General features: G+C 43.5%; 19 protein-coding genes. 11 read left to right on the plus strand and 8 right to left on the minus strand.

Going from position 1 to position 18,312, the window contains the following annotated elements; all coding sequences use genetic code 11:
* Window positions 1–19: 19 nt before the first annotated feature.
* Entirely contained in the window at window positions 20–667 is a 648-nt protein-coding gene (locus A0125_RS08320) for a 4'-phosphopantetheinyl transferase family protein (RefSeq protein ID WP_066754544.1), read from the minus strand.
* A 105-nt stretch (window positions 668–772) separates the two neighbouring features.
* Here A0125_RS08320 and dcd point away from each other — a divergent pair, with 105 nt between their 5' ends.
* The 5 genes from dcd to A0125_RS08345 are packed head-to-tail and all read left to right on the plus strand — an operon-like array spanning window position 773 to window position 6,733.
* A complete protein-coding gene (gene dcd / locus A0125_RS08325; protein WP_066754545.1) occupies window positions 773–1,309 on the plus strand; it encodes a dCTP deaminase in 537 nt (178 codons plus the stop codon).
* A gap of 40 nt (window positions 1,310–1,349) precedes the next feature.
* Complete coding sequence (locus A0125_RS08330; RefSeq protein WP_066754546.1) at window positions 1,350–3,296, plus strand: polysaccharide biosynthesis protein; 1,947 nt, start codon at window positions 1,350–1,352, stop codon at window positions 3,294–3,296.
* A gap of 35 nt (window positions 3,297–3,331) precedes the next feature.
* On the plus strand, window positions 3,332–5,308 hold the full coding sequence (gene dnaG, locus A0125_RS08335; protein ID WP_066754547.1) for a DNA primase: 1,977 nt from the start codon (window positions 3,332–3,334) through the stop codon (window positions 5,306–5,308).
* Window positions 5,309–5,317: 9 nt separating this feature from the next.
* Complete coding sequence (locus A0125_RS08340; RefSeq protein WP_066754550.1) at window positions 5,318–5,674, plus strand: YraN family protein; 357 nt, start codon at window positions 5,318–5,320, stop codon at window positions 5,672–5,674.
* Between the two features lie 15 nt (window positions 5,675–5,689).
* Window positions 5,690–6,733 (plus strand): glutaminyl-peptide cyclotransferase, encoded by a 1,044-nt coding sequence (locus tag A0125_RS08345; protein ID WP_066754554.1) that lies wholly within the window; start codon window positions 5,690–5,692, stop codon window positions 6,731–6,733.
* A gap of 1 nt (window position 6,734) precedes the next feature.
* On the opposite strand, the gene def is transcribed toward A0125_RS08345, so the two are convergent.
* Window positions 6,735–7,409, minus strand: coding sequence for a peptide deformylase (gene def, locus A0125_RS08350; protein ID WP_197464832.1), 675 nt, complete (start codon window positions 7,407–7,409; stop codon window positions 6,735–6,737).
* Between the two features lie 86 nt (window positions 7,410–7,495).
* On the opposite strand from def, the gene ruvX reads away from it, so the two are divergent.
* Both ruvX and ybeY read left to right on the plus strand, forming a co-directional pair.
* Window positions 7,496–7,909, plus strand: a complete 414-nt coding sequence (gene ruvX, locus A0125_RS08355) for a Holliday junction resolvase RuvX (protein WP_066754556.1) — start codon at window positions 7,496–7,498, stop codon at window positions 7,907–7,909.
* A gap of 2 nt (window positions 7,910–7,911) precedes the next feature.
* Window positions 7,912–8,349 (plus strand): rRNA maturation RNase YbeY, encoded by a 438-nt coding sequence (gene ybeY / locus A0125_RS08360; RefSeq protein ID WP_066754557.1) that lies wholly within the window; start codon window positions 7,912–7,914, stop codon window positions 8,347–8,349.
* Between the two features lie 109 nt (window positions 8,350–8,458).
* On the opposite strand, the gene A0125_RS08365 is transcribed toward ybeY, so the two are convergent.
* From A0125_RS08365 to mutY, 5 genes are all read right to left on the minus strand, one after another.
* The gene (locus A0125_RS08365) at window positions 8,459–8,878 is read right to left on the minus strand and encodes a nucleoside-diphosphate kinase (RefSeq protein ID WP_066754558.1); all 420 of its coding nucleotides are present in this window, start codon (window positions 8,876–8,878) and stop codon (window positions 8,459–8,461) included.
* A 75-nt stretch (window positions 8,879–8,953) separates the two neighbouring features.
* Window positions 8,954–9,529 carry a TetR/AcrR family transcriptional regulator gene (locus tag A0125_RS08370; protein ID WP_066754559.1) on the minus strand — a complete coding sequence of 192 codons (576 nt, stop codon included), beginning with the start codon at window positions 9,527–9,529 and terminating at the stop codon, window positions 8,954–8,956.
* 52 nt (window positions 9,530–9,581) lie between these two features.
* Window positions 9,582–10,622 carry a phenylalanine--tRNA ligase subunit alpha gene (pheS, locus tag A0125_RS08375; RefSeq protein ID WP_066754560.1) on the minus strand — a complete coding sequence of 347 codons (1,041 nt, stop codon included), beginning with the start codon at window positions 10,620–10,622 and terminating at the stop codon, window positions 9,582–9,584.
* 78 nt (window positions 10,623–10,700) lie between these two features.
* A complete protein-coding gene (locus A0125_RS08380; RefSeq protein WP_066754561.1) occupies window positions 10,701–11,144 on the minus strand; it encodes a single-stranded DNA-binding protein in 444 nt (147 codons plus the stop codon).
* Between the two features lie 17 nt (window positions 11,145–11,161).
* Window positions 11,162–12,214: an A/G-specific adenine glycosylase gene (gene mutY / locus A0125_RS08385; RefSeq protein ID WP_066754563.1), complete on the minus strand. Its 1,053-nt coding sequence runs from the start codon at window positions 12,212–12,214 to the stop codon at window positions 11,162–11,164.
* 128 nt (window positions 12,215–12,342) lie between these two features.
* Between mutY and A0125_RS08390 the strand changes: the two genes are divergently transcribed.
* From A0125_RS08390 to A0125_RS08405, 4 genes are all read left to right on the plus strand, one after another.
* A complete protein-coding gene (locus tag A0125_RS08390; protein ID WP_066754566.1) occupies window positions 12,343–13,197 on the plus strand; it encodes a M23 family metallopeptidase in 855 nt (284 codons plus the stop codon).
* Window positions 13,198–13,230: 33 nt separating this feature from the next.
* On the plus strand, window positions 13,231–13,632 hold the full coding sequence (locus A0125_RS08395; RefSeq protein ID WP_066754568.1) for a bactofilin family protein: 402 nt from the start codon (window positions 13,231–13,233) through the stop codon (window positions 13,630–13,632).
* A 27-nt stretch (window positions 13,633–13,659) separates the two neighbouring features.
* Window positions 13,660–14,097, plus strand: coding sequence for a hypothetical protein (locus A0125_RS08400; protein ID WP_066754569.1), 438 nt, complete (start codon window positions 13,660–13,662; stop codon window positions 14,095–14,097).
* Between the two features lie 82 nt (window positions 14,098–14,179).
* Window positions 14,180–16,045, plus strand: coding sequence for a M1 family metallopeptidase (locus A0125_RS08405; RefSeq protein ID WP_066754570.1), 1,866 nt, complete (start codon window positions 14,180–14,182; stop codon window positions 16,043–16,045).
* Between the two features lie 62 nt (window positions 16,046–16,107).
* Here the strand turns inward: A0125_RS08405 and A0125_RS08410 are convergent, their stop codons facing one another.
* Complete coding sequence (locus A0125_RS08410) at window positions 16,108–18,225, minus strand: M3 family metallopeptidase (protein ID WP_066754572.1); 2,118 nt, start codon at window positions 18,223–18,225, stop codon at window positions 16,108–16,110.
* Window positions 18,226–18,312: the final 87 nt, after the last annotated feature.

The raw sequence follows: 18,312 nt of genomic DNA on the forward strand, positions 1-18,312 counted from the left end.
CGAAATATTTTATTGCAGCTTAGTAAGTGCCAACTACGTAGCCGAGCATGTAGTCGTTGAAGCGCTCGTAATACACATCATATATATTGGAAATTCCATCCACATCCAAGCGAACCTGCATCACACCTTGCGGCGTGTATTCAAACGGTAAAATCGTCATATTATGATAGAACGATGTACCTTTGTTACCTTGTAGTTTATACACGGCTTCCTTGGCACACCAGCAGGCGTATAATTGCTCTACGCGGTTCGAGATCGCAGGAATAAAAGCTAGTTCCTCAGGACGGAGAAATTTTTCTTTTATACGTTCAATTTTGTCTTTCACCAGCTCCAGATCAATGCCGCAGGCGCCCTTCTTACTTAGCATAGCACCAGCATAGTCGAACGAGTGGGTTAACGAGATTTGTAGTGGATAATCTGGCAGATATGGTTTGCCATTGCTATCGGGTACACATTGAATGTACTGCTCTGTATGTAATAATTGGCGTAATAATACGCGTGTAGCCAACCAGTGCAACGTTCGCTTGCCTTTATTTAAGTTTTTTAAGGTATGCAACTCAGCGTCACTAAGTTGTAGAAAAGCTAAGAGCTCGTCTGCTGTCTCCTCTATTTTCCAGATTGCAAATTTAGAGTCCGTATCGAGCTCCCGTAGATAGACTAATCCCATAATCAAAAATAAGCAACAAAAGTGAAATTTGCTGAATATCATTCAATGATGTATTTTTGATGCCCGGTGATTTTCCTATTACTGGGTTTAACAAGAAGAAAATATATGATCTTATCTGATAAGCGAATACTAGCAGAGATTGAAGAGGGGACGATAGTCATTGAGCCTTTTGATCGTACATGTCTAGGTACCAATTCCTACGATGTGCATTTGGGCAAATATCTGGCTACCTATCGAGACCGAGTGCTGGATGCGAAGAAACACAATGAGATAGATCATTTTGAGATTTCTGAAGCGGGCTTTGTTTTGCAACCGAATACCCTATATTTAGGCGTAACGCTTGAGTATACAGAAACGCATAAGCATGTTCCCTTTTTAGAAGGAAAATCCAGCACCGGAAGGTTGGGAATTGACATTCACGCCACGGCTGGCAAGGGCGATGTGGGTTTTTGTAATACTTGGACATTGGAAATTTCCGTCGCGCAACCAGTTCGGGTATATGCGGGAATGCCGATCGGGCAGTTAATTTATTTTGATGTGGAAGGCGATATCGAAACGTTGTACAACACCAAAGGAAATGCCAAATACAACACCAAGACGGTTCGTCCAGTCGAAAGCATGATGTGGAAGAATTCTTTTTAGCCTCTTACTAAGCACCATCAGGGTCATATATTAACTTGCCATGGCAATCCCATCACTTGCAAAAAGGTTTCGTAAAGACAATCCTCGTTGGGTAATATTACTCATCGACGTAGTAATTGTGCTGCTTTGCTATGCTTTCTCTAGTTATGTAGTCAATAGCTCCAAAGGCACTTTTGATTTCGATATCATGCTGCAAAAAGCCTGTACTGTCACAGTTGCTTATGCGCTTTCCTTCGTTTTTTACCGGACATATCGCGGTATTGTCCGTGAAGCTGGGATACAAGATGCGGGTCGAATTATGATCGCTACTTTTAGCGCGTTAGCCTTATTGATGCTATTATCTCTTGTAGCACGCAATACTTTAAGCAGCGAGCATGTAGTAGCCCAATTTCTACAATTATCGTATGCAGTTATATTTATGCATGTGTTTTTGACCACCGTTGCCCTTGTTTCAGCACGAGTGTTTTATCGTACCATTTACGAGTCACTTTTTCTACAAGGGCGTAAGCTGACGCGTGTGTTGATCGTCGGTGCGGGAAACATGGGGGGCATCACACTAAATATTTTAAGAGGCGATATTAAGCAGAAATACAAAGTTGTCGCCTTTGCCGACGATAACCCATCCAGAATCGGTAAGATGATTCATGGCTACAAAATTTTGAACGTTCAGCAGCTTACTGAAGATACGCTGCAATTTATGAACGTCGATGAAATAATTATCGCATTGGATGATAATTATCAAGAACGCTTAAACCGCATTACACAGATGGTAGAGGATTATCCTGTGAAAATCAAAATTTTACCATCCACAGCCAAGATCCTACATGGCCAGATCGCAGTTAACCAGCTTCGTCCGCTACAGATTGCTGATCTGCTAGGTAGAGCAGCAATTCAATTGGATAATCCGATTGTGGCCGAGGCGTTATCAGGCCGGATGGTATTAGTTACAGGAGGAGCAGGATCGATAGGTAGTGAATTGGTGCGACAGATCGCCATCAACACCGAAGCCAAACTCGTCGTGCTGGATCAGGCAGAATCCCCGCTTTACGATTTGCAACAAGAATTGAAACACCTGATCGCCTCGGATAGCGCATTTATTGTGGGCAATGTGCGTGATAAGCAGTTCATGGAGAGTGTATTTGAGAAGTACAGACCAGAGGTGATATTCCATGCAGCGGCATATAAGCATGTGCCATTGATGGAAAGTAATCCGTACGAATCCGTGCGCACTAACGTGTACGGCACAAAAGTAGTCGCAGATCTAGCTAGTGCATATGGCGCCGATAAGTTCGTGATGATATCTACCGATAAAGCGGTGAACCCAACCAATGTAATGGGCGCGACCAAGCGGACTGCAGAAATTTACGTATCTGCGTTGAATGGATTAAGTGCGACCAACTACATTGTCACACGATTTGGCAATGTGCTGGGCTCTAACGGGTCGGTGATTCCATTATTCGAAAAACAATTAAAAAGTGGCGGGCCACTTACGGTTACTCATCAAGATATCACTCGCTATTTTATGACCATTCCCGAAGCTTGCCAATTGGTACAAGAAGCGGCAATCATGGGCAAAGGTGGTGAAGTATTTGTGTTTGATATGGGCAAACCCGTGCGTATTACCGATTTGGCTAAGCGCATGATCCGCCTCAAAGGATATCGTTATCCAGAAGATATACAGATCCAATATACCGGGCTACGGCCTGGCGAGAAAATCTATGAGGAGCTGTTGGCTAGCGATGAAAATACACTACAGACGCATCATAAAAAGATTATGATCGCCTTGGTGAATACGCAGGATGCAACATCCAGTATTTCTCAGATCAATGACTTGTGCCAGTTCGTACAGAGCGCCGATCCAGAAAATGATCAAATGCATCTGGTGAGCAAAGTGAAAGATTTGGTACCGGAGTTCACTTCGCAAAATTCTAAGTTTACGGATCTGGATGAGCCCGTATCGCAAAATGCGACTTCGCCAAAACATTAATTTTTTCTTTCTAGTTATCCTTAGTACATTCGGGTATGATCAAGCAGGAGGTAGTAGACAAGGTCCTGGATGCAGCACGCATAGATGAGGTTGTAGGAGATTTTGTGCCCCTCAAAAAACGAGGAACTTCCCTCATCGGGAATTGTCCGTTTCACGATGAAAAAACACCATCTTTCAATGTTTCGGTAGCCAAAGGTATCTACAAATGCTTTGGCTGCGGTGCTGGTGGCGATTCGCTTAAGTTTGTGATGGAGATCGAGAAATTCTCATATCCAGAGGCGATTCGGTATCTGGCCAACAAGTATCACATTCAAGTCGAGGAAGTCGAACGATCGCCCGAGCAGATGGCCAAGCAAGATAAGCGCGAGAGCTTATTCGTGCTAACTAAATGGGCAAGTCAATATTTCGTAGATCAATTGTGGGATACGGAAGAAGGTCGCTCCATCGGTCTGTCTTATTTCAAAGAGCGCGGTTACCGCGAAGATATCATCCGCAAGTTTGCCTTAGGCTATTCGTCCGATAAATGGGAAGCGCTGGTCACTGCCGCCGAAAAAGCCGGATTTCAGCAAGCATATATCAAAGAGATTGGCCTAGCCATTCAACGCGAAGACCAGACTTTGTACGACCGCTTTCGCGGTCGAGTGATCTTTCCGATATTCAACGTCACCGGGCGCGCTATCGGATTTGGTGGGCGAACGCTCAAGACCGAGAAGAGTGTTCCGAAATATGTCAACTCACCTGAAAGTGAGATTTATCATAAATCCGATGTGCTCTATGGTCTTAACCTGGCCAAGAAAGCGATTGCGGATGCCGATATTTGTTACCTCGTAGAAGGTTATGCCGACGTAATTTCCATGCATCAAGCAGGCGTGGAAAATGTGGTGTCTTCCTCTGGTACATCACTCACCAGCGGGCAGATTCGGTTGATCTCCAGATATACTAAAAACGTCACGATTCTATATGATGGTGATGCTGCCGGTATCAAAGCGTCTTTGCGCGGTACCGATATGTTGCTCGAAGAAGGGTTGAATGTCAAGGTCTTGCTCTTCCCAGATGGGCATGATCCAGATTCCTATGTCCAGAAGTTTGGCTCGGCACATTTCAAGGAATACATTACTAAGCATCCCGAGGATTTTGTATTTTTCAAAACCAATATTCTACTCAAAGATTCGGGTAATGATCCCGTCAAAAGAGCTGAAGTTATTCGCGATGTGGTGGAAAGTATTTCGTTGATTCCAGACGAAATCAAGGTTTCATTGTACATCCGTCAATGCAGTACCTTGTTAGATATGGAGGAGCGGATTCTCCTGTCGGAATTAAACAAAATGCGCATCAATAAGTCAGCCGCTAAAGAGAAAAAAGCGGCCGCTAGCGCTGGCGATCAGCCTCCTGCCGAATTCTTTGCCGCAATGATGGGTTCGGACGATGCTGCCACAACCTCACAGCAAGCCGCGACACCGCAAAGCACTAAGTTGTCGTCCGAAGTATTGCAAGAACGAGAATTGATTCGCATCTTATTGAACTATGGCCACGAGCAAGTCACTTGGGATCCCGAAGTGGAGAACATGCCAATTGCGCCATATCTCATCAATAACTTTGACGATATTAGTTTCGAAGACCCAGCCAGCGCGTATATCTTCGATGTCTTCAAAAAAAAGATGGTCGACTTTGAGATACCCGAAGCCAAGCACTTTATTTCTGATCAAGAGCCCGGAGTCTCCGATCTTGCCGTTACGCTTATTGCGAACCGGTATGAGCTGAGCCCGAACTGGAACGATGACAAGCGCAAGATTTATGTCACGACCGAATTGGATCACCTGAAAAGTTTGGTAACTGAAACCGTATACCGCTTGAAAAAACGGAAAGTAGAGCGCGAGCTGCAGAAGATTCGCGAAGAGTTAAAATCACCTCAATCGGCGGTTGATCTGGAAATATTGATGGCCAAATACAAGAAGTACAAAGATATGGAGATGATGCTAGGCGAATACCTAGGCAACACCATCGTCAAATAAAATCACTGCATGACCGAGAAGAAAGATAAGGGCGATTTTGGTGAGCAACGCGCACAAGCTTATCTTCGGAGTTGTGGTTACGAAATACTTACGGTAAATTGGCGACACAAACATGTAGAAGCCGATATTATTATGAAAGATGGCGACATTCTGGTGTTTGTAGAAGTCAAAACTCGTTCTTCGTTGCGGTATGGTTATCCGGAAGAATCCGTGAACTATGCCAAGCAAAAGAACTTAGTTCGGCTTGCGAATGTGTATCTCGCAAAATACGGACACGAAGGAGAAATACGATTTGATATTGTATCCATCATTTCCGAAGACGAAGTCATAATAGAACACATTAAAGATGCCTTTTGGCACTATTAAATAAAAAATACACGTATGAAATACCAAGCTTTTGCGGTAGCGTTATCCGCCTGTTTATTCCTGATAGGTTGTAAAAGTCAAAAAGGAAGATTCGAATTTGTGACACCCGAAGCAGGCACATCTGTATTAAAAGGGGAGAAGCTTCAATTAGCGCTCCGTTTCCCGGATGAAACAGTTGATTCGGTAGTATACTCAGTAGATGGAGATCTATTGGCGAGCAAGACAGATACTACCGCTTTAGAATTCGATAGCAATCAATTCAACTATGGTAATCGTAGCTTGAGTGCCAAAATATATTACGGAGGCAAAGAAGATATCGCCTATACCAACATTCTTATTGTACCACCAACGCCTACGGCATATCAATTTGAAGTAATTAATACCTATCCGCACGACCCCACAGCCTTTACTCAAGGCTTGCAGTACGAAAATGGAATTCTGTATGAATCCACTGGTATGAAGGGGCGCTCTTCTCTGCGCAAAGTCGATTTAAAGACGGGCAATGTAATCCAAAAAACCGATTTAGACGGTGAACTATTTGGTGAAGGAATGACTATTGTAGGAGATAAAATTATCTTCTTGACCTACACTAGCGGAGTCGGATTTGTCTACGACAAATCAAGCTTAAAGCGACTGCAGACATTTGATTATACCAATCCAAATCAAGAAGGATGGGGCATTACCTACGATGGCACTCGATTGATCAAAACCGATGGATCTTCCTTCTTGTATTTTGTAGATCCTGCTACGTTCCGTGAGCTTGGCTCTATCGAAGTATTTGACGATCGCGGACCGGTACCGAATCTCAATGAACTAGAATATGTCGATGGAAAGATCTACGCGAACCTGTATTATGGTGACCGCGACGAAGTAGTTATTATCAATCCTGAAACTGGCGTAGTAGAAGGAAAAATTAATTTTGTAGGACTGTATAACGGCGAGCGTCAGCCTTTAAACAATGAGATGAATGGTATTGCCTACAATGCCAACACCAAAACGTTCTACGTTACCGGTAAAGACTGGACAAAACTATTCGAAGTACGTTTGTCGCCCAGATAATTTATAATGGCGGTGCGCCATCTTTAGCGGAGAATTTTATAGAAGTATTCAGCGAAGTGCTCGGCGTTGCTTCTTGCTCTTCCACACGGTCGGGGTACAAAATACCAAATAAGTGGTCAATCTCATGTTGAAAGATCACCGCGGTAAATCCTTCTACATTTTCTTCGACAACATCCCCACTCGGTAAGTCGTATTGCAAGCGAATGGCGTAGCTGCGTTCCACTTCTTCGCGACGATCTGGAATAGAAAGACAGCCTTCTGCACCAGTACGCAATAAAGTAGAGCGCCAGATGATTTTGGGATTGATATAACTTTCGAACGGTCCTCCTACTTTGTCGAATCGCTGTACCAAGATCAGATTTTTGTTAATACCTACTTGCGGAGCTGCAATCCCGACGCCCGCATGCGCTTCATCTTGCACCGTCGCCAGCATGCGCGCAATTAGAGTTTGCAACAGCGGATCTGCCGGATCAATATCTTTCGATGTCGCGGACAATACAGCCAACTCCATTTCATCTGTCACTAAAAAAACGTGCATCGTTCCCTTTCCATCAGTAATGAGCTTGCGTTCATGTGCCGCAAAAGTGGATTCGATTTTTTGCTTTGTGGAAGTTTTTTGTGCCATAAGCGTGCTGGTCTGGATCATGCACAGTAGGATAATAAAAGCCTGTTGCATAGCGTGCGGATTAGTTTACCAAATGTATCGATTTTTTTGGAGTCTGGCATCCTACGTTTTAAATCGTATTTTTGTAAAAAAAAGATATGCGTATAATGGCTTTCGATTACGGAACCAAACGAGTAGGTATAGCCGTGACGGATCCGTTGCAGATCATCGCCAATCCGTTAACGACGTTGCATCCGGACAAGTTGTGGCCTTTTCTCCATGAATATATGCAAAGCGAAGTCGTCGCGACTTTTGTCGTAGGCAAGCCTAGGCAGATGGACGGCACTGACTCACAATCGGCCGAGCATGTGGTTGGATTCACGCGACGCTTGCAGCGCGAATTTCCCGGTATACCCGTTGTCGAGATTGACGAAAGATTTACTTCCAAAATGGCGACAGCAGCCATTTCGCAGAGCGGTATGAACCGCAAAAAAAGACAAAACAAGGAAACGGTGGACACGTTGTCGGCCACGATTATTTTACAAGACTACTTGAATAGCAAATCCATATAGTAATGGCATTAAAGGATATTACTTTCTTCGTCGAAGATATCGATTTTACATTAAAACAGAAGCAAAAGGTGCGGCAATGGGTCGCTGATACGATCAAAGCCGAAGGCTTTGCGCGCGTCGGAGAGTTGAATTTCATTTTCTGCTCGGATGAGTACCTGTTGGAAATTAATAAACAGTACCTCAATCACGATACGTTTACCGATATCGTTACGTTCGATAGCTCCGAAGACGAGCATGTGGTCGCTGGAGATATATTTATTTCCGTAGATCGGATCCAAGATAATGCGCAAAAATTTGGCGTTCCGCAGCATGATGAATTGCACCGCGTCATTATTCACGGTGTGCTACACCTTTGTGGATATTTGGACAAAAAGCCAGCGGATAAAAAGCTAATGACGGCCAAAGAAGATCACTATTTGGGCACAAGAGCATTTTCTTGATGTGAGATATGCTGTCTTCGACGATACGGGTGGTATGTCACAATACCAAAAAACAACAGGCCCGAATGCATGCATTCGGGCCTGTTGTTTTTGTTATCAAGATGAGTGACTAGAAGCGCTCGAATTGAGAGAAGAAGAAATCTCCTTCGATGGCAGCATTCTCGTCAGAGTCCGATCCATGTACAGCATTTGCTTCGATAGATTTTGCATATTTGTTACGGATGGTACCTTCATCTGCTTTAGCAGGATCCGTAGCGCCGATTAATGTGCGGAAATCTTCAACTGCATTTTCTTTTTCCAAGATAGCCGCTACAATTGGTCCCGAAGTCATGAACTGTACAAGCTCTCCGTAAAACGGACGTTCTTTGTGTACTGCATAAAAGTTACCTGCGGTTACATCCGTAAGATGCACATATTTCATTGCTACGATTTTAAAACCGCCAGCGGTGATATCGTTCAAGATTGCTCCGATATGTCCGTTTGCTACTGCATCCGGCTTAATCATCGTAAAAGTTCTATTTGTTGCCATAATGGGTGAAATTTTATGCAAAGGTAAGAATTTGTCTTTGAAAAAGATGTCAGCACGGCACAAATTTGATGTGACCTACTGCAACGTAGCAGCTACTAAATGTGGTAGCATATCTTTCTGAAAGGAGATAAAGTTCTTACGCACGTCTGCATCAGATACGGCGGTAAAGGCAAAGGAGAAAACGATGTTTTTGCTGCACTTGATCAAGAATGTCAGCTTTTCCTCGGGTACAACTGCACCAATAGTTTCATTCTGAATGAAGGAACTGAGCAAAAGAAACTCTAAATCGTCTGATAGAATCTTAAGGTACTCTTGGGCGTTAGCAGATTCGCGTATAAATTCCCAGCCAATAAATTCATTACATACAGTATAGGTTACGCGACTTACGCGGAGGATGGTTTTAGCTAAAAAAGTATGCAAATCCTGCTCTCCTACATTTTTACTTAGGATGTCTTGTACATTTTCCTGTATATAATCCATAAGGATTGCATGCAGGATAAGCTCTTTGCTGCTGAAATGCTTGTAGAAGGTAGCTTTCGCCACATTAGCATGCTTTGCAAGCTCATTGACGCTGGTTTTGTTGTAGCCATAACGCCGGAATAGCTCGCGGGCAGATTTCTTAATATTGTTTACAATGATATCCGTATCCATCAGATTGCGCTTAACTTTGGCGGATGGTTATAACGTTTGTCACGCTACTTTGTTACAAGATTTCTGTTTCGAACTGAGCTAAGAAGCGTGTGTCATTTTCTGAGAAAAGACGTAGGTCACGGATTTCATATTTCAGATTCGTGATCCGCTCTATGCCCATGCCAAAGGCAAATCCACTATATTTTTTGGAGTCGATTCCGCAGTTTTCCAACACATTAGGATCTACCATTCCGCAGCCTAGTATTTCTACCCAACCCGAGTTTTTACAAAGTTGGCAACCTTTTCCTTTACAAATCGTGCACGAGATATCCATCTCTGCCGACGGCTCCGTAAAAGGGAAGTAAGAAGGCCGGAAACGCACTTTTGTACCTTCACCATAAAGTTCCTGTACAAAATGGAAGAGCGTCTGCTTTAAGTCGGCAAATGATACGTTCTCATCTACATATAAGCCTTCCACTTGATGAAAGAAACAATGTGCACGAGCCGAAATAGCTTCATTGCGAAATACTCGTCCGGGCATGATCGCGCGGAAAGGCGGTTGGCCGGCTTGCATCAATCGTACCTGTACCGAGGAGGTGTGTGTACGCAATGCGATATCATTTCCATCCTGTTTTTTGATGAAAAATGTATCCTGCATATCTCTCGCCGGATGCTCTGGCGGGAAGTTGAGGGCAGAAAAATTGTGCCAGTCATCTTCAATCTCCGGACCTTCTGCCACGATGAATCCAAGCTTCTTGAATATTTCGACGATCTCTTTTCGTACCAAAGAAAGCGGATGTCTTGAACCAAGTTGAAATCCTTCTCCCGGAAGCGTAAGGTCACCGTCAAAGGAGCTATCTTGGTTGTTGCCTGCATCGCCGACCGTATCAAGTGCATTCTTCAGCGTAGTTTCGGCCAATATTTTGAATTCGTTCAGTACTTTTCCCAGCGTTCGTTTCTCTTCCGTAGAAACCGACTTGAACTCTTCAAACAAAGATTTGACAATGCCTTTGGAAACCAAAAATTTGAGACGAAAAGCCTCTATCTCTGTGGCGTTTGTCAAGGAGCTTTCCTTAATCTCTTGCGTATACTGCGCTATCTTATCTTGCAACATGCGCCAAAGATACTGGAAAATATTAAAAATTCCTTGCATCCGTCATTACATGGGCATCTGCTTTTTTCGTTTTTCGGATTAGAAAGGAAGTCCGTCGTTGTCATCGTCGTTCTCCCGGAAATCGACTTTCGGCTCTTCTGTCTGATCTTCGCTTCGTTCGCTAGTGCGATCGCCTGCTTGTTGCTCAAAATCTGACCGCCGACCAAGCAAATTGAAGCTTTCAGCAACAATCTCCGTCGTAAACCGACGTATTCCCTCTTTGTCTTCGTAGGTGCGAGTGCGTAGTTTTCCTTCGATATATACTAACTTGCCTTTTTTTAGATATTTAACAGCCAAGTCGGCCAAGGCTCGCCAAAGTACAATGTTGTGCCACTCTGTTTGCTCTATTTTTTTGCCGTCTTTATTATAAAACTCGGAAGTGGCAAGTGGGAAACTTGCAACAGAGACATTGCCATCTAAATAGCGAATTTCAGGGTCTTTGCCCAAATGTCCTACTAATATCACTTTGTTTACGCTAGCCATATGGAATAATTTAGGTGTTATTGTGGGAAATTGTCCGTCCTTAAGAAGGAAAAGATCAGTTTATGTTTAGCTAATGTATCTAATTTTTCCAACAAAATGTATTGCCAATCCGTTTTTTTATTTTTTATATCAATGTCTTCCGGGAGCAAGTAGAATTGAGCATAAATATGCTGATGGCTTAGGATTTGCTTAATAGAATCACCAAGTGGTATAGGTATGTTTTGTGCGAAATGCGTTTTGAAAGCAGCGTTTTCTTGTAGCTCTGTTACTGAGATAGGAGCCGCCGTTTCGATCATCGGGAACTCGTGTAAATTTGCCCAGATATCTCCGTCCGGCCGTTTGGCAATCATCACTTCTGCGCTCCGGCGAATAATGAAGTAATGGAAATAACGCTTTCGTATTTTCGTTTTTTTTATCTTCTTCGGCAGCAATGCAATTCTTCCTGTAGCAAAAGCGTCACATTCATGAACAAAAATACAATTCGCGCATAAAGGTTGCTTCGGCTTACAAACTGTTGCGCCAAAATCCATAATCGCCTGATTGTATAACCCAGGTTCTTTCTCACTAATCAGCGAATCGGCTAATTCCTGAAATTGTTTCTTGCCGGCGCCGCTATTAATATCAGTATCGATGCCAAATACACGCGACAATACCCGATATACATTCCCATCTACGACGGCGCGCACTTCATTGCTAGAAAATGATGCGATGGCACTTGCTGTGTACGAACCAATACCAGGTAGTTGAATAAGCTCGTGATAGGAAGTCGGAAATCTACCACTATAATCATGCATGACTGCTTTTGCCGCTTTGTGCATATTGCGCGCCCTTGAATAATAACCCAAACCCTGCCATAGTCGTAGGATAAAATCTTCGGGAGCGTCTGCAAAATCGCTCACCGTTGGCAACTGTGTTACAAAAGTCTGAAAATAAGGCAGGCCTTGTTCAACACGTGTTTGCTGAAGGATGATTTCCGATAGCCAGATGATATAAGGATCTGATGTTTGTCGCCAGGGTAATTCGCGTGCATTTTGCGCGTACCATTGGATGAGTTTCGAAGAAAATGACATGGAGCCAAAGTTTGAAAATATCATGCCGAATTACAAAATGTAGTGTTAAAATTTGTGAAATATCAGGCGTAAATTTTAATAATCATTAAGTTTGCGACTTGTGTAAAAAATAGAAAGAGCAAAAAATTATGCTGAAGAAGAAGACTTCTGTATTGATTGTTAGTGCCGACGGTAATCCTAACAAAAAGATTCAGATTCCTACATTCTTACTGTCTTATTGGAAACATATTGCGTTTTCATTTACTACAGTTGTGCTGTTGGGTGTGGTGGGGATCGTATATTTTGTAAATCACAGAAATGAGAAACGCTATGCGGAGGTGTATTTAGAAAAGATCGATAAACTACGTAAACGAAACCAACAGCTTACGCTAGATGATGCTAGTAAACAGGTGAATATCGACGACGTAAGACGCTCCATTAATAACTTCGACAGCACCTTGAATCGCATCAATGCGAAGATGAAAAAAAGAGGATTGAAAGCTCTTGCTATCAATAACGCAGGTGGACCAATCGTGGAAGACGATGGCAATCTAGAAGAACTCGCCAAGTATTATGTGAATATGCTCGAAGACGTTGAAAATCGTTTGGATGGCGCGCCTTTCGGCCGTCCGCATAGCGGCCGTATCACTTCCCGTTATGGTTACCGAGGAAATCCATTCACCGGAGGTGGTCGCGAAAAACATTCTGGTATTGATTTTAAAGGACGTACCGGAGAAAGCATAAAAGCTACCGCCAAAGGAACTGTCATCTTTGCGGGTTATAAAGGTGGCTATGGAAACTTGGTGGCTGTAAGGCATGCCAATGGGTACGAAACGCGCTACGCGCATCTCAGTAGAATTCGTGTAAAACGTGGTCAACGCATCGATGTAGGCACCACGGTCGGCTTGCTGGGCAGCACAGGTCGCAGTACAGGACCACATCTTCATTATGAAGTATTGCAAGGTGGCCGCACAATCAATCCTGAAAAGTACTTCCAATTCTAATACAATTACTAGAAAATCCACGCAACTCGCGCTATGTTCAAGCCCAAACAAGATAAAGTTCGCAAGATAGACCGTCCTGAAGAATTTCAGATCAACACGGTGATTGCTGAAGGCATATCCATCGAAGGGGATCTTATCGGCACCGAGAGCTTACGCATTGATGGCAAGCTCCAAGGAAATGTACGCATGGATAAAGGCGTCATTATTGGTGAATCTGCTTACGTGGATGGCGATATTTCATGCGAAACATTAATCGTGTACGGCCGAGTTACGGGAGATGTAAAGTGTCATACTTTAATTTTAAAATCGGTTGGCAAATTGTATGGAAATGTCGCTATAAGCCAATTTGCGGTAGATATGGGCGGTCAGTTAGTCGGTGCCGTCGCGGTTGCAGAAGTACGCGAGCCCATGTTGTTAGAAAGTAAAGCCAATTAATTCCAAATCTACACGCGATAACAGCTCATGAACGAAACAACATTCGTGATCCACACCTTACATCGCGGCAGATTTATCCAGATATTGCTAGGATCTTTATTTGTAGTAGGTATTGGCGCGTCCTATAGCCATATTGGTGAGATTCCGAAAATCATTGCTCTGCTAGTTTGTTTACCAGTACTATTATTTTTAAGCGTCAAGTGGAGTCAACAGCCATCCACATGGTCTACTACTCCTGGTGTGCTGCGCGTAGTTAAGGGCGATAATACGTGGGAGTTCAACCTACAGGATATTACGTATATCCAAAATCATATGCGGTCGGGTGGCAATCTTTTAGCTATTCACCAGAAAAAGAAATTCCAGCCCACACGTTTTTGGCGAAACAAGCTATTTCAGTCTGTCGATGACTTGACCGAGATGCTGCGTCATCTGGAAGGATTAGGTGTGCCCATTACGCTTGCCTAAGCACTGCGAATCCCGATCTATCGCATATTTTTTACGAATCCTTATCCGCAATAGTTTCTTTTGTTTTGTATGTTTGACGACTATGAAACGACTTTATACTTTTCTTTCCCTCGGGCTTTCTCTTCTTATGCTAAATGCGCAAGCGCAGCGCAAGGGTTATTGGCAGCAGAAAGTGGATTATACGATGCATATCGATGTCGACGAAAAAGCATATCAGTATGCAGGTGATATGAAATTGCAGTATACCAACAACTCTGGTAAGGCACTTCACAAAGTGTACTTTCATCTCTATTTCAATGCCTTCCAGCCGGGGAGCATGATGGATTATCGGTTGCAAAACATTGCTGATCCGGATAAGCGAATGATGGCGAAATCTGCTAATTCTGCCGCGTTACAAAGTAGAATTTCTTTACTACAGCCCGATCAGGTCGGTTATCAGAAGATTAAATCATTAACTTTCAATGGTGTGCCAGCAAACTATGCGGTAAGTGGTACGATTCTCACTGTCGAATTACCAGCTGCGCTAGAAGACGGTGCCGTTGGCGAATTCAAGATGACTTGGGATGCGCAAGTACCCGAGCAGATTCGCCGTGGCGGTCGCAATTCTAAAGAAGGTGTGGCTTTGTCTATGACGCAATGGTATCCCAAAATGGCTCACTTCGACGATTATGGATGGCATTTGGATGAGTACGTTGCTCGCGAGTTTATAGCACCCTTTGGCAATTTTGACGTCACTATTCATTTAAATAAAGATTACGTCGTGGGCGGATCTGGAAAACTGCAAAATCCTACGCAGGTTAAAGGATATGATCGGACAGCCAAACCAAAGGTCGATAAAAATAATAAGGTAGCATGGCATTTCAAAGCGAATCAAATACACGATTTTGCTTGGGCGGCCGATCCTAAGATGATGGTCGACTCGGCGAAAACCAAAGGCGGCGTGACCGTGTACACAGTTTTCTTACCTACAGACAAAGAGGTCATTCAAAATTGGAAAACGGCGCTAGGTTTGGCAACGGAGTTTTTTGATTTTGCTTCCGCAAAATTTGGTGCTTACCCTTGGCCAACCTACAGCATTGTACAAGGTGGAGATGGTGGCATGGAATATGGAACGGCCACACTGATTACTGGAGGACGCAAACTCGACGGATTGGTTGGTGTAATTTTTCATGAAGCAGCGCATTCTTGGTATCAACATCTTTTCGGTATCAACGAAACGGTAGACGAATGGTTTGACGAAGGCTTTACAAGCTATGTGCAAGATATCGCATTTCAGCAATTGTTTGCGAAAAAAGGTGCCGTAGAAACCAATCCAATGATTGATTCGTACCGTGCATATTATAAGCTTGTATTGTCGGGAAAGGAAGAGCCCATGAGTTTACTAGCCGATTACTACAAAACTAACTATGGTTATACGCAAAGCTCTTACACCAAAGGTGCAGTGCTGGCTGAGCAGCTGGGTTATATCATCGGTAAAGAAAACCTAGAAAAAACCTTCTTGGCATTCTATGACCAATGGAAGTTCAAACATCCTACTCCGAATGATTTTAAACGTGTGGCGGAAGAGGTTTCGGGCATCAATCTTAAATGGTACTTCAACCTGTTCATCAATACCACACGAACGATTGATTACGGTATTCAGGAAGTGACGGACGAACAGATCGTATTATTAAATAAGTCGGACATTGCGATGCCGTTAGATGTGTTGGTAGAATACCAAGATGGCACTCAAGAGTTGTTTTACATTCCGCTTCGCGAAATGCGGGGACAAAAACCTGCTGAAGGTTACTCGATGTACAACGGGGTGAAACGTACGGTGCTGGAAGATTGGTTTTGGACAAAGCCCACTTACCACATTTCGCTATCTAAGAAGCCGAAGCAAGTCATCATAGATCCTACGCAGCGATTGGCCGATGTAGAATCAAGCGATAATATGCTCAAGCGATAAGAAACTAAAAGAGCCAACTCATTCCTGAGTTGGCTCTTTTAGTTTTATTGGAAGAGGAAGAATTAGTTTAAGCCTCTTTTTTTCATTAAGTGCACTGGGTTTGGATCGGCACCACGGAAGTTACGATACATCTCTGCCGGATTACCCGTTCCGCCACGTTCCAAGATGTTGCGACGGAATGAACTTGCTGTAGATTGATCGTAAAGGCCTTTTTCTTTAAAAGCAGCAAATGCATCAGAATCCAACACTTCGGACCATATATAGCTGTAATAACCGGAAGAATATCCTCCTGAAAAGATATGCTGGAAGTTCGTAGTTCTATAACGTGGGATGATCGCATCAATCAATCCAATCTTGCGCATTGCAGCATCTTCAAAAGCCATAGCATCGACCGTAATTGGAGAAGTTGCAGCGTGATAATTCATATCTAGCAACGATGCTGCTAAATATTCTACCGTGGCAAAACCTTGGTCGAATGTGCCTGCTTTTTCCATCTTCTCGATCAATGCATCTGGAATTGCTTCGCCTGTCTCAAAATGTTTAGCATAAGTTTTCATGACTGCAGGATCGGCCGCCCAGTTTTCCATGATTTGAGAAGGTAATTCTACGAAATCGCGTGGTACCGAAGTGCCTGATAAGCTTTTGTATTTTACATTAGACATTAGTCCGTGTAAAGCATGTCCAAACTCGTGAAATAAAGTACTTGCTTCATCAAAGGTGAGTAAGGCAGGTTTGTCGCCCACGGGTTTGGTAAAGTTGCACACGATAGAAATGACCGGAGCAATGCGTTTGCCGTCTTTGGTGTACTGTGAGCGATACGAGGTCATCCAAGCGCCAGAGCGTTTGGAATCGCGTGGGAAGAAATCAGCATATAATATTCCGAGGTGCGAGCCATCTTTGTCCTTAACCTCGTACACTTCTACCTCTTCGTGGTATACAGGCACATTGTTCAATGCTACAAAACTCAAGCCCCACAGCTTAGCGGCAGTTTGAAATGCGCCTTCGCGTACTTCTGCTAAGCCAAAGTAAGGTCTGATTTCCTCTTCATTTAAAGCAAAACGTTTAACGCGCACTTTCTCTGCATAATAACGCCAATCGTACGGTGCTACTTGGAACGTATCGCCAGCTAATTTAATCTCTTGCTGTAAATCTGCTTCTTCTACCTTTGCTTTCGCTAAGGCAGGTCCCCAAAGTTTATTTAATAAGTTAAATACATTCGCCGGATTTTCTGCCATAGCTTCTTCCAATACATAGGCTGCATGCGAAGGATAGCCCAATAACTTGGCTTTTTCTAAGCGGAGGTTAGCAATTTCGATTGCATTTTCTTTATTATCAAACTCGCCGCCATTATTGCCTCTCAGTTGGTAAGCATTCCAGATTTCCTTGCGCAACTCGCGGTTGTCGGCGTATTGTAGGAATGGCATTACTGATGGGTTTGATAGTGTGAATACCCATTTGCCTTCTTTGCCTTTTTGCTGTGCAGTAGCCGCAGCCGCAGCACGAACGCCTTCTGGCAATCCAGCCAAATCTTTTTCGTCTTCGATCACCAATTCGTAGGTTTTCGCTTCGGCTGGTAGATTTTCGCCAAAGGAATTGGTCAAAGTAGATAATTTAGCGTTGATTGCTTTAAGTTTTTCCTTACTGTCGTCTGGCAAATTGGCCCCTGAGCGCACAAAACCTTTGTAGGTTTCTTCTAGTAATTTGGTGTCCTCATTATCCAAACCCAAACCGTCTTTTTGATCATATACCGCTTTGACGCGAGCAAACAATTTTGCGTTCAATTGGATCTCATCACGATGTGCAGACAGTACTGGTGCCATATCTGCTGCAATCGCTTGTAGCGAATCGGTTTTGTTTGCAGAATTCAGATTGCCAAAAATCACGGCAACTTGACTCAACATAGCGCCAGCATTTTCCAGAGCTACGATGGTGTTTTGAAAAGTTGGTTCATCTTCATTATTTACGATCGAGTCGACTTCAAGATTATGAAGTCTGAGCGCTTCGGCGTAGGCCGGACGGAAGTGTTCGTCTTTGATCTTATCAAAAGGCGGAACATTAAATGGAGTGTCAAAGAATGCTAACAAAGGGTTGTCCATTGTTTCTTTTTGGTTAGATTCTCCGCAACCTACTACGATGGACGTGATCACCATGCAGATAGGAAGTAATCGTTTTTTAATCATTTAAAGTCTATTTAGTCGTCGAAATTTTACCTGCAAAGGTAGGTATTAATTTCTACTGTATCACCTACGTGGTGCTGAAACGAAATG

Origin of the sequence: Sphingobacterium populi (genome assembly GCF_001586775.1) — a bacterium.
In the GTDB taxonomy this organism is placed as follows: domain Bacteria; phylum Bacteroidota; class Bacteroidia; order Sphingobacteriales; family Sphingobacteriaceae; genus Sphingobacterium; species Sphingobacterium populi.